We start from the raw sequence: 12,370 nt of genomic DNA on the forward strand, positions 1-12,370 counted from the left end.
TATGCCTGTCGGATCTACGTCGCAGCGTCCCGTGCAAGTATTGGGCTTTAGGGAAACACGCCCCTTTACCCCGCTGCGCCGCCTCTATCCGCTTGCTGTTCGTCAAGCCAGCATTTTGCCTCGGGCTTCCTTCAGATTCGCGGTCACCCGCGACACCCTTGCCTCTGGCTAACACTTCCCCTTGCCGGGTGTGTAGAGGACTTTCACCTCCAAGTCACCAGCGAGGCCACCACAGCCAAGCTGGTTGCGCTTGCGCGCAACGCGCCATGCCTGGCGCACGTGTAAAAAAGCCCCGGCGATTGCTCGTCGAGGCTTCGGGTACTTCAACAGAACTCAGTGCCCGCCGAGATAGGCGTTACGCACTTCCTCGTTAACCAGCAGCTCCTTGCCGGTGCCTGTGAGGCGGATCTCGCCGTTGACCATCACGTACGCCCGGTCCGACAGTTTGAGGGCGTGGTTGGCGTTCTGCTCGACCAGGAAGATCGTCATGCCGGTTTTGGCCAGTTCCCGCAGGGTCGCGAAGATCTGTTTCACCACAATCGGCGCCAGACCCAAGCTCGGCTCGTCAAGCAACAGCAGTTTCGGCCGGCTCATCAGCGCACGGGCGATGGCGAGCATTTGCTGCTCGCCGCCGGACATGGTCATGGCCCGCTGGGTGCGCCGTTCTTCGAGTCGCGGGAACAACTCGAACATGCGTTGCATGTCTTCCTTGGCGTACTTGTCACCGATAGGAATGGTGCCCATCAGCAGGTTTTCCTCGACAGTCATGTCGGGGAACACCCGCCGGCCTTCCGGCGATTGTGCGATGCCGTTGGACGCGATGTAGTGGGATGACTTGTGAGTGATATCCACACCCTGATAGATGATCTCCCCGTCCGCCGCACGCGGCTGACCGAAAATCGACATCAGCAGGGTCGATTTACCGGCGCCGTTGGAGCCGATCAGGCTGACCGTTTCACCTTCATTGATGTGCAGCGAGACTTTCTTCAGGGCCTGGATCGGCCCGTAGAACACATCCAATTCCTTCAGTTCGAGGATGGGTCTGCTCATAGCACCACTTCCTCTTCATCAGCGCCCAGGTAGGCCGCAATCACTTTCGGATCGTGTCGGATGGCGTCGGGGCCGCCCTCGGCGATGACGATGCCGTGGTCCAGTACCACGATGTGGTCGGAAATGCTCATTACCATGCCCATGTCGTGCTCGATCAGCACCACGGTCAGATCGTGCTCGTCGCGCAGCAGCCGGATCATCGCGCTCAGCGCTTCGGTTTCCTGAGGGTTGAGGCCGGCGGCCGGTTCGTCGAGGCAGATGATCTGCGGCCGGGTGCACATGGCCCGGGCGATTTCCAGACGGCGCTGCTGACCGTAAGACAGCTCACCGGCCAGACGGTTGGCGCAGTCCACCAGGTCCACCACTTCCAGCCAGTAGAACGCGTGGTCCAGCGCATCGCTTTCGGCTTTGCGATAACCCTTGGTGTTGAGGATGCCGGCCAGCATATTGCGGTTGACCCACATGTGTTGGGCCACCAGCAGGTTTTCCAGCACCGACATTTCCTTGAACAGGCGAATGTTCTGGAACGTCCGCGCCAGGCCGGCCCGGTTCACCAGGTGGGTGCCGCCGAACATTTTGTAGAACATCCGACTGGCAAACGCTTTCGGCGAAACGAAATCGGTGGGTTTGAATGATTCGCCCAGCAGCTTGATAACGTTGGTTTGCTCGCCGCGCACGTTGAGTTCGATCTTGCCGCCCGAGGCCTTGTAGAACCCGGTCAGGCAGTTGAACACGGTGGTCTTGCCGGCGCCGTTGGGGCCGATCAGGGCGAAGATCGAGTTGCGTTTGACCTTCAGGCTGACATCGTTCAACGCCTTGATGCCGCCGAAGTGCATCATCAGTTTCTCGACCGAGAGTACGACTTCGCTCATGGCGCTACTCCTTTACGCGGGGTCACACCGGTACGGCTGATCCGAATCAGGCCGCGCGGTCGCCAGATCATCATCAACACCATCAGGATGCCGAACAGCAGCACGCGATATTCCGCGAAACCACGCAGCAGTTCCGGGGCGACGGTCAGCACGAAGGCCGCAATCACCACGCCGATGGTCGAGCCCATGCCGCCGAGTACCACGATGGCAAGAATCAATGCCGATTCGAAAAAGGTGAATGAGGTCGGGTTGACGAAGCCTTGGTAGGTGGCGAAGAACACGCCGGCCAGACCGGCCGTCGATGCACCGATGGTGAACGCCGAGAGTTTGACCAGTACGTGGTTCAGCCCCATGGAGCGGCAAGCGATTTCGTCTTCACGCAAGGCTTCCCAGGCGCGACCGACCGGCATGCGGGTCAAGCGGTGCTTGATATGCAACACGGCCAATACCACCAGGAACAACACCGCGTAGATGAAGTAATACTTCACGTCCGGGTTGTAGGCGATGCCAAAGAACTCATGGAACGGTACCCCGCCCTCTTTCGCCCTTTTGCCGAACTCGATGCCGAAGAAGGTGGGCAATGGAGCGGCCATGCCATTCGGGCCGCCGGTCAGGGACAACCAGTTATTGAGGATCAACCGGATGATTTCACCGAAGCCCAGGGTCACGATTGCCAGGTAGTCACCGTGCAGGCGCAGCACCGGGAAACCGAGGATGCAACCGGCAAGGCCAGCGGTGATCGCCGCCAGCGGCAGCACCGTCCAGAAGCCCAGACCGAGGTATTGGTAACCGAGCGCCAGCCCGTAGGCACCGATGGCGTAGAACGCCACATAACCCAGGTCGAGCAGACCGGCCAGGCCGACCACGATGTTCAGCCCCAGGCCCAGCAATACGTAGATCAGCCCGAGGATGACCACGCCCAGCAGGTAGGAGTTGGAGAAAAACGGGAACACCACGGCAATGACGATCAACAGCGGGATGATCCAGCGCAACCGGGATTTGTAATCAGGCGGCAGTACATGAACGCCGGAGCCGGTGCTTTCAAAGCCTTCGAGAATTCTCAGACCCTTTGGGGTTTGCAGGAACAGGCTCAAGGCAAAGCGGCCAGCCATGACGATGGCGACAATCCATGCCACGCGTGTCGGCTGCAGGTTGAAGCCATAGCCGTCGAGGACGATGCCGACAATCGGGCCGAACACAATCAGGGCGACAAGGCCGGCGAGAATCGCGTCAACCAGGCTTCTTTTGATATCAATGGTTTTTTTAGTGGTTGAAGACATCGCTTACACCTTCGACACAAGAGGACGGCCGAGCAGGCCTTGAGGCCGAAAGACCAGAACAAGAACGAGCAGCGAGAAGCTGAAAACGTCTTTGTAGTCCGAGTTCACCAGACCTGAGAACAGTGATTCGGAGATCCCCAGAATAATCCCGCCGAGCATGGCGCCAGGCAGCGAACCGATCCCGCCGAGTACCGCGGCAGTGAACGCTTTGATCCCGATGACGAAGCCTGCGTAGAAGTCGAACGTGCCGTAGTTCATGGTGATCAGCACGCCGGCCAGGGCCGCCATCGCTGCACCGATGATGAACACATAGGAAATCACCCGGTCGGTGTTGATCCCCAGGATCGAGGCCATCTTGCGGTCTTGCTGGGTGGCGCGGCACATACGGCCGAGCTTGGTGTACTTGATGACATAGGTCAGCAGGCCCATACCGACGAACGCTGCGACCAGAATGAAGATCTTGGTGTAGGTGAGCTGGACGAAGCCGGTCCCGACTTCAACTCGCCATGCACCGGTCAGCAGTGTGGGCACGCCTTGTTGACGGGCGCCCTGGGCGATCTGTGCATAGTTTTGCAGGATCAGGGAAATACCGATGGCGCTGATCAACGGTGCCAGTCGTGTGGAGTTGCGCAACGGTTTGTAGGCGACGCGCTCGATGACCCAGCCATACACCGCCGTGACGATGATGGTGAAGACCAGTGTGCCGAGCATCAGCAGGGGGAAGGATTCAATACCGAAGTAAGCCAGCAGAGCCAGACTGATTGCCGCGAGGTAAGCGGAAATCATGTAAACCTCGCCGTGGGCGAAGTTGATCATGCCGATGATGCCATAGACCATTGTGTAGCCGATGGCGATCAGGCCATAGACCGACCCGAGGGTCAGGCCGTTGACCAGTTGCTGCAAGAAAATACCATCCATAACGCAATCTCACGCATTTGAGAGACTGCACAGAAACCGTGTACGACGGACCGGGGTTCAGCCGCCGGCGCAACACGGTTGTGTGCAGCTCTACGAGAAAAGACAGGTACTGCACGGACATGTTGATTGATGGCCCGGCGCACAAGGCGCCGAGCCATCAGCAGTTCATATCACTTCTGTTTTTCCAGTTGGTGGTATTTGCCGTCCTTGTCCCACTGGTAAACCACGTAGTCGGAGACTTTCAGGTCGCCCTTGGCGTCCCAGGTCTTCTCGCCCATCACGGTTTGGACCTTGTTGGCTTTCAGCCATTTGGCAGCGTCTTCGCCCTTGTTGGTCTTGGCACCATTGAAGGCAGCGGCCAAGGTCTGGACCGAGGCGTAGGCGTACAGGGTGTAGCCTTCAGGCTCGGTGCCTTTTTTGCGGAACTCGTCCACTACGGTTTTGCTGTCTGGCAGAAGACGTGGGTCTGCGCCGAAGGTCATGTACACGCCGTCAACGTTCTGCGGGCCACCGGCGGTGGTCACCAGCTCGTCGGTCACGATGCCGTCATCGGACATGAACTTGACGTCTTTGAGGCCCTGTTCACGCAGTTGGCGAACCAGTGGACCGGCTTCCGGGTGCAAGCCGCCGAAGTAGACCACATCGGCACCGGCCGCACGGATCTTGGTCACCACGGCGCTGAAGTCTTTCTCACCGCGGGTCAGGCCTTCGTACAACACCGGCGTTACGCCACGCTTGACCAGTTGCGCCTTGGTGGCGTCCGCCAGGCCTTGGCCGTAGGTGTCTTTGTCGTGCAGAACCACGACTTTCTTGCCCTTGAGCACGTCGACGATGTAGTCGCCGGCCACGATACCTTGCTGGTCGTCACGCCCGCACATACGGAACATGGCGCCCAGGCCACGCTCGGTAACGGCTGGGTTGGTGGAACCTGGAGTGATTGCAATGATGCCCGCTTCGTCATAGATCTCGGAAGCCGGGATGGTCGAGGAGGAGCAGAAGTGACCGACTACGCCAGCGACTTTCTGGTTGGTCAGGTCCTTGGCGACCGTCACAGCCTGTTTCGGTTCGCAGGCGTCATCGCCTTTGACCAGTACGATTTTTTCCCCGTTTACGCCGCCCGCTGCGTTGACCGCATCGGCTGCAGCCTGTGCACCCTTCATGTACTGCTCGCCAAATGCCGCGTTGGCGCCTGTCATCGGTCCCGCCACACCGATTTTCACATCAGCCTGTGCAAACGCAGAAACACCCAACGCAGTTGCCACTGCGAGGGCCAAAAAGCCTTTTTTGTAAAACGTCTGGGACATGAGGTGGTGCTCCAAGGTTTTTTTTTAGTTGGCACTGCGACTTCCTGAATGCTCAGAGCAAGGGCCGTGCCATCGGTTTTTTATTCTGAAAAAAGTCGCTGCTTTATTGTTATTTCGACTGTTTCGATCCCATTTTCATTGGGCGTGCAACCGTCTAAACCGCGGGAGGTGAAACCATTTATTTTTAAAGGCGCAACCCGCGTGCGCCATCATTGCAACCGCGGCGCCAAACGACGTGCAACCAGCCTGTAACAACGTGCGTCACCGAAGTGCACACTGCTGGTGCGCAACTGCTACAACCCGCACCTTTTACAGGCTAGTCGCTGCGCGAAAAAGCGCCGCTTCCAGCAACAAATTTCAACAATCAAATAACGATCCGCAGGCACTGGCCTGCGTGATACAGCGAGAATCCGGCCTCGTACAGACAGCTGCGCAATCCCACGCCCGCCAATGGCTGCATGGGCGCAAAGGGAATCGGCAGTGCTTGAGGATTTCCGTTACACAGATAATCGGCAAAGGCTTTGCCGACGACAGTGCCAGTAGTGACGCCCCGGCCGTTGTAACCGGTGACTGCCACTAAACCGGGCGCTGGCTCGAACAAACGCATCAAATGATCGGGGGTGAAGGCGATGCAACCGGTCCAGGTGCACTCCCATTCCACCGGTTTGAGATAAGGAAAATAGTGCTGCTGAACCCGGTCGGCCCAGGCTTTGAGGAACCAGGTCGGTTTCTGATTGCCATTACCGAGACTGCCAAGCAGCAGACGACCATCCTTATCGCGACGAATACTACTGAGTACCTGACGGGTGTCCCAGGAGCCCTGGCCACCGGGGAGAATTTGCTGCGCAGCCTCTTCGGTCAGCGGGACCGAGGCCACTTGATAGTAATAACCGGGGAAGAAATTACGCCGCAATTCCGTCCAGTCACCTTCGGTGTAAGCATTCGAGGCAATCACGACTTGCTCGGCAAGCACCGAACCCTGAGCGGTTTGTACCGACCAGCGTTGGCCCTGACGTTCGAGCCGGGTCACCGGGGAATGATCGAACAACTGACCGCCGAGACCGATGGCCGCTTTGGCCAGCCCCGTCGTGTAGGCCATTGGATTGATCGTGCCGGCACGTCGATCAAGCAGCGCAGCGGCGATCTTTTTGGTACCCGTCGCTTGTTCGCAAGCTTGACCGGTCAGCAATTCCACCGGCGCGCCGCGACGCTTCCATTGTTCTTCACGACTGCGCAAGTCCGCTTCGCCACGGGCGTTGTGCGCCATGTGCAACGTGCCTTCACGGCGTAACTGGCAATCGATGTTGTACTTATCCACAAGGCTGAACACCAGGGAAGGTGCCGCACCGAGCATGCGATTGAGCTGACTGCCGACCGCCTCGCCGAAACCGGCTTCGATCTCGTCCGGTGGAATCCACATCCCGGCATTGACCAGCCCGACGTTGCGCCCCGAACCGCCATGACCGGCGCGATGGGCCTCCAGTACACAGACGCTTTTGCCTTTTTCCAGCAGATGCACCGCCGCCGACAGACCGGTGAAACCGGCGCCGATGACGCAGACATCCACCGTCACCTCACCCTTGAGCGCCGCGTTATCAGGCCTTTGCGGCGTCAGTTTTTCCCACAGACACTCTTCGCGTAACGGCATTGCCAGACTCCAATCAGAAACCTAACCAACACACAGTTCCCAGTGTGGGAGCGGGCTTGCTCGCGAAAGCGGTGTGTCAGACAACATCAATGTCGACTGACAGATCGCATTCGCGAGCAAGCCCGCTCCCACAGGGGGATCACTGTTCGACTCGAGGTTTAGTCGAACGTAATGCCCTGAGCCAACGGCAACTCCAGCGAATAGTTCACGGTGTTGGTCTGACGGCGCATGTAGCCGCGCCATGCATCGGAACCGGATTCACGACCACCGCCCGTTTCTTTCTCGCCGCCAAACGCCCCGCCGATTTCCGCGCCGCTCGGGCCGATGTTGACGTTGGCGATGCCGCAGTCGCTGCCCACCGCCGACATGAACTGCTCGGCTTCACGCACGTCAGTGGTGAAGATGCACGAGGACAGGCCTTGTGGCACGGCATTGTTCAGGCGCAGCGCTTCGTCGAAATCCTTGTAACCGACCACGTACAGAATCGGCGCGAAGGTTTCGCTGCAGACCACATCGCTCTGCTCCGGCATTTCGACGATGGCCGGGGAGACGTAATAAGCGTTAGGGAATTTGTCTTCCAGTTGGCGCTTGCCACCGAACACCCGGCCGCCTTCGCTCAAGGCCTGCTCTAGCGCGTCCTGCATGTTTTCGAAGCTGTGCTTGTCGATCAGTGGACCGATCAGGTTGCCTTCCAGTGGATTGCCGATGCGCACTTTGGAGTAAGCGGCTTTCAGGCGGGTGACGATTTCTTCTTTCACCGATTCATGGGCAATCAGGCGACGCAACGTGGTGCAACGCTGACCGGCAGTGCCGACGGCGCTGAACAGGATTGCTCGTACGGCCATGTCCAGGTCGGCGCTTGGGCCGAGGATCATTGCGTTGTTGCCGCCCAGCTCCAGAATGCTACGAGCGAAACGTGCGGCGATTTTCGGTGCCACTTCGCGGCCCATGCGGGTACTGCCGGTGGCGCTGATCAGCGCGACACGCGGGTCATCGACCAGGGCTTCGCCGGCATCGCGTCCGCCGATGATGACTTGGCTCAGGTGTGGCGGCGCGTCGCTGAAGTTCTTCAGTACGCGGTCGAACAACGCCTGGCACGCCAGGGCAGTCAGCGGGGTTTTCTCCGATGGCTTCCAGATCACCGGGTTGCCGCAGACCAGCGCCAGCGCAGTGTTCCAGGCCCAGACCGCAACCGGGAAGTTGAACGCGCTGATGACGCCAACGACGCCCAGCGGGTGCCAGGTTTCGCGCATGTGGTGGCCAGGACGCTCGGAAGCGATGGTCAAACCGTACAGCTGACGGGACAGGCCGACGGCGAAATCACAGATGTCGATCATTTCCTGAACTTCACCCAGACCTTCCTGAGTGATCTTGCCGGCTTCCCAGGACACCAGCTCGCCGAGGTCGGCCTTGTATTCACGCAAGATATCGCCCAGTTGGCGGACCAGTTCGCCACGGCGCGGGGCCGGGACCTTGCGCCACAATTCGAACGCATGATCTGCACGACTGATGTGCTGCTCGACTTCAGCGGCGCCTTCCCAGTTCACGGCGGCGATCTGACTGCCATCGATCGGCGAATACACCGGCACTTTGCCGTTCTGGTACAGGGTCGGGTTCACACCAAGACGATCAAGCAATGCGGCAACCATGGGTCACTCCTCAAGCGAAAAACAGAAAACGTGCAGCCGGATTAATTCGGCTGGTGAGGCCTGTAGTTTTAGCGCTCCCGACGTTACCCAACAAACGACCTTTAAGAGAGATATCATTCCGTTTATTCATGCTGCGAATTGCTGGTAAGAAAGAAACAAGAAAAAGGACAACCAATGCTGAATAAACGCTACTTGCCGTCGATCACCGCGCTGCAGTGTTTTGAGGCCGTGACCCGGCATTTGAGCTTCACCCGGGCGGCTGAAGAGCTGAACCTGACCCAGAGCGCCGTCAGTAAACAGGTCGCGCAACTCGAAGAATTGTTGCAGCACCTGCTGTTCCGCCGTGTGCGCCGACGCCTGCAAATGACCCCGGCCGGTGACTTGTACCTGGTGGAGGTACGAAAAATCCTCACGCAGGTCGAGATGTCGACCCACTACCTGCGCTCCTACGGCGGTGAAACCGAAGTCCTGCGCGTCTCGACGCCTCCGACCTTCGGCGCGCGTTGGCTAGTGCCACGCTTGAAAGGCTGGCGTCTGCGCCATCCCTCGATCCATCTGGACCTGTGCAGCGAGCAGGAAGCCGACGATCTGCTGCAAGGTCGCAGCGACCTGGCGTTTTATTTCGGCCAGGGCTCACGACCCGGCACTGAATGCCTGAAGCTGTTCGGCGAAGAGCTGGTGCCGGTCTGCGCACCAGGCAGCCTGCCGAACACGCCGTTCACCGATCCTACGCAACTCACCGACCTGGTCCTGCTGCAAAACGCCTCCCGGCCCCAGGCCTGGCACGACTGGTTCGACAGTCAGGGCTACCACACCGAACACAGCTACCACGGCCCGCGTTTCGAAACCTTTTACATGTGCATCCGCGCAGCCCAGGTCGGCTGCGGTGTGGCGCTGTTGCCGCGGTTTCTGGTGGAAGAGGAATTGGCCGACGGCAAACTGGTCATACCCTGGCAGCACGCGATGCCCAGCACCGATGCCTATTACCTGGCGTATCCGGAGCATTCGGCGGAAGTGCCGAAGGTGCGGGATTTTGTGAAGTGGATGCTGGAACAGATCGATAACCCGGATGCGCCGCAGAGTTGAGACCTGACACAACACCTGTGGCGAGGGGGCTTGCCCCCGTTGGGTCGACCCTATGAGCCAACAACCCGGGCTGTCAGGCTCATAGTGGCGTCACGCAATACCAAAGAGGCCGTCGACGATTTTGGTTTGAGCGAGGCGTCCGCGCAGGTCCTCATCGATGGAGGGATCATCCATTCTGTACAGCCGCACCTTGCGATACGCATTGACTCGATTGATCTCTCGCCCCAAATACTCCCAAACCACCCGCGAACATGCCGGAGTGCGATGGTCGGCCGCTGAAACACCCATCTTCAAGCCATTGAGTCGAATAATCCGGCTTTTGTAGTTTGGAATAAGAATGGTCTGACTGATCTCGTTGGACGTCAGCGACTCATAGTCGAGCAGGAACAAGCGATCCTGTAGATAGTAGGAAACCCCAACGTATCGATACCGCTCAAATGTCCCCTCTGCCCCACCAATCTGTATCCGCTCATTTCGTTCATACACGAAATGTTGGCCCTCCTCCCTTATTTGCACCAATGAACACAGAATGCAACCTGGCTCTGTCATCGCGTAGTAGTACTCGTAGTAATAACCACAATAGGCCTTGAGCTGCGACGAAGACTGTCTGCGAAGGTGATCAAGCATGCGCTGAGGCGCTGCCATCTCGTCCGAGGGTTTGATTTTCTTGGATTTAACGCCAATGAGCGTGATGAATTGCTCCCTCGGCAAATACATCTCGTACTCTTCAACCCCAAAAAAATCACAGATCCGTTTAAGGTTAAACGGTGTCGGAAGACTATTCCCACTCAAGTACTTATTAAACTGCCCTCGATTAATACGAAGTCTCCTACAAACCTCCGCGATAGATCGGTAGTGGCTGCATAGCTGTCTTAAGTTATTCGGAAAAAATTCACGCATATCAGCTCATCACAATAGTGCTAGAAGGCTCAAACATAGCAGCAACTCGCATCATTTTTAAGCAAGTCGCGAAATTGCACTCAGCGATACGATAACCGGATATTACGAGCCTTGAGGTTTTCTCAAGACAGCCAACAAAAGCCGAACAATTCGCCACTACTCTAAAAACAGCAGGGAGCACTCAATGCTTGAAGTCATTAATGACTTTCTCTCCGGAAAAATCCTTATTCCATTGGTCCTCGGTTTGGGAGGCTACTTCACCATCCGATCAAGATTTGTCCAGTTCAGGTATTTTTTTCACATGCTATCGGTATTGCGCGGCAGTTGGCGCACAGGCAATCATCATCTGAGCTCATTACAGGCATTAACCCTCAGCCTCGCAGGACGAGTCGGGACGGGCAACATCGTTGGTGTCGGCATCGCCGTGAGCATGGGTGGGCCAGGGGCCGTGTTCTGGATGTGGATGACCGCGCTCTTGGGCATGTCGAGCAGTTTTTTCGAATGCGCTCTTGGACAACTCTACAAACGTAGCGACGGCAACGGTCTTTATCGTGGTGGTCCATCCTGGTACATCCAGCATGGTCTGGGTAAACGATGGCTAGGGATAATTGCCGCCCTCTTGTTGTTGGTGACCTTCGGTTTTGCAATCAATGGCCTGGAGGCTCATGCCGTATCGCACTCGCTTAAGGATGCTTTCGACATTTCGACCACTTGGTCGGGGTTGGCATTGTCGGTGATGCTGGCTGTTGTATTTGTGGGTGGGATCAAACGAATAGCAGCTGTCGCCGACCTGCTGGTACCGCTTAAAGTTCTCGCCTACGTCGGGGTCACGCTCTATGTAATTGTCCTGCAATCGGAGCAGGTGCCCTCGATGTTAATGACTATCGTCAAGAGCGCGTTCGGCCTGGATCAAGCGTTCGGCGGACTACTCGGCACTGCAATAATCATGGGTGTGAGGCGCGGTGTATTTTCCAATGAAGCGGGCCTGGGCAGCGCCCCCAACGTTGCTTCGGTGGCCAAAGTCGAACATCCGATAAGCCAAGGCGTGGTGCAAGCACTGAGTGTTTTTATCGATACCTTCGTCATCTGCACCTGCACAGCATTGGTCATCCTGTTATCCGGTTTCTATACACCCGGTTTCGAAGGCGACGGCATTGCGCTTGCACAAAACTCGCTGGCAGCCATCGTTGGCGAGTGGGGTCGAATGTTTATTAGCGTGGCGCTGACATTATTTGTATTTACCGCAATGCTCTATAACTACTATTTGGGCGAAAACAGCTTGCGGTTCATGTTCGGTGAGCCCCGAAAAACCTTGCTCATCTACCGCGCACTGGTGTTGGCGCTGGTGTTCTGGGGCTCGATTGAAGACCTTTCCACCGTACTCGCATTTGCCGACATCACCATGACACTTCTTGCCTTCGTCAACCTTATAGCCATGGCCTTACTGTTTAGCATTGGCATGCGCATCTTGAACGACTATGACGAGCAACGTCGCGCAGGAGTCAAGAATCCAGTGTTCGACTCCAGCAAGTTCAAGGATCTGGATCTCGATTTTAGGGCTTGGCCGGCGATAGAGAATGACCAGAACACGTTAAAGCATCCTGCCCACCTTTCACGTAACTGCACATATCCGCAATCGGCATAAATGAAAAAAACTCTGAGC

The 12,370-nt window shown here is 57.4% G+C and carries 10 protein-coding genes; 2 read left to right on the forward strand and 8 right to left on the reverse strand.

The window, feature by feature from the left end:
- Positions 1-333: 333 nt before the first annotated feature.
- The 7 genes from CUN63_RS09465 to CUN63_RS09495 all read right to left on the reverse strand — a co-directional run bounded on the left by CUN63_RS09465 (position 334) and on the right by CUN63_RS09495 (position 8,721).
- Entirely contained in the window at positions 334-1,050 is a 717-nt protein-coding gene (locus CUN63_RS09465; protein ID WP_129438928.1) for an ABC transporter ATP-binding protein, read from the reverse strand.
- Positions 1,047-1,922 (reverse strand): ATP-binding cassette domain-containing protein, encoded by an 876-nt coding sequence (locus tag CUN63_RS09470; RefSeq protein ID WP_129438930.1) that lies wholly within the window; start codon positions 1,920-1,922, stop codon positions 1,047-1,049. Before CUN63_RS09470 ends, CUN63_RS09465 begins: the two co-directional genes overlap by 4 nt.
- Positions 1,919-3,202: a high-affinity branched-chain amino acid ABC transporter permease LivM gene (gene livM / locus CUN63_RS09475; RefSeq protein ID WP_129438932.1), complete on the reverse strand. Its 1,284-nt coding sequence runs from the start codon at positions 3,200-3,202 to the stop codon at positions 1,919-1,921. The genes CUN63_RS09470 and livM overlap by 4 nt, the downstream gene beginning before the upstream one ends.
- Positions 3,203-3,205: 3 nt before the next feature.
- On the reverse strand, positions 3,206-4,120 hold the full coding sequence (locus CUN63_RS09480; RefSeq protein WP_054044085.1) for a branched-chain amino acid ABC transporter permease: 915 nt from the start codon (positions 4,118-4,120) through the stop codon (positions 3,206-3,208).
- 170 nt (positions 4,121-4,290) lie between these two features.
- The gene (locus CUN63_RS09485; protein ID WP_129438934.1) at positions 4,291-5,424 is read right to left on the reverse strand and encodes a branched-chain amino acid ABC transporter substrate-binding protein; all 1,134 of its coding nucleotides are present in this window, start codon (positions 5,422-5,424) and stop codon (positions 4,291-4,293) included.
- Between the two features lie 364 nt (positions 5,425-5,788).
- The gene (locus tag CUN63_RS09490) at positions 5,789-7,072 is read right to left on the reverse strand and encodes an FAD-binding oxidoreductase (RefSeq protein ID WP_129438936.1); all 1,284 of its coding nucleotides are present in this window, start codon (positions 7,070-7,072) and stop codon (positions 5,789-5,791) included.
- A gap of 158 nt (positions 7,073-7,230) precedes the next feature.
- Positions 7,231-8,721 (reverse strand): aldehyde dehydrogenase family protein, encoded by a 1,491-nt coding sequence (locus CUN63_RS09495; RefSeq protein ID WP_129438938.1) that lies wholly within the window; start codon positions 8,719-8,721, stop codon positions 7,231-7,233.
- 174 nt (positions 8,722-8,895) lie between these two features.
- On the opposite strand from CUN63_RS09495, the gene CUN63_RS09500 reads away from it, so the two are divergent.
- Positions 8,896-9,807, forward strand: coding sequence for a LysR family transcriptional regulator (locus tag CUN63_RS09500; RefSeq protein WP_129438940.1), 912 nt, complete (start codon positions 8,896-8,898; stop codon positions 9,805-9,807).
- Positions 9,808-9,897: 90 nt separating this feature from the next.
- On the opposite strand, the gene CUN63_RS09505 is transcribed toward CUN63_RS09500, so the two are convergent.
- Positions 9,898-10,524, reverse strand: a complete 627-nt coding sequence (locus CUN63_RS09505; protein WP_306108954.1) for an XRE family transcriptional regulator — start codon at positions 10,522-10,524, stop codon at positions 9,898-9,900.
- Positions 10,525-10,891: 367 nt separating this feature from the next.
- Between CUN63_RS09505 and CUN63_RS09510 the strand changes: the two genes are divergently transcribed.
- Positions 10,892-12,352, forward strand: coding sequence for a sodium:alanine symporter family protein (locus tag CUN63_RS09510; protein WP_129438944.1), 1,461 nt, complete (start codon positions 10,892-10,894; stop codon positions 12,350-12,352).
- Positions 12,353-12,370 lie beyond the last annotated feature (18 nt).

This window comes from Pseudomonas sp. ACM7, assembly GCF_004136015.1.
Taxonomy (GTDB): Bacteria; Pseudomonadota; Gammaproteobacteria; order Pseudomonadales; family Pseudomonadaceae; genus Aquipseudomonas; species Aquipseudomonas frigoris.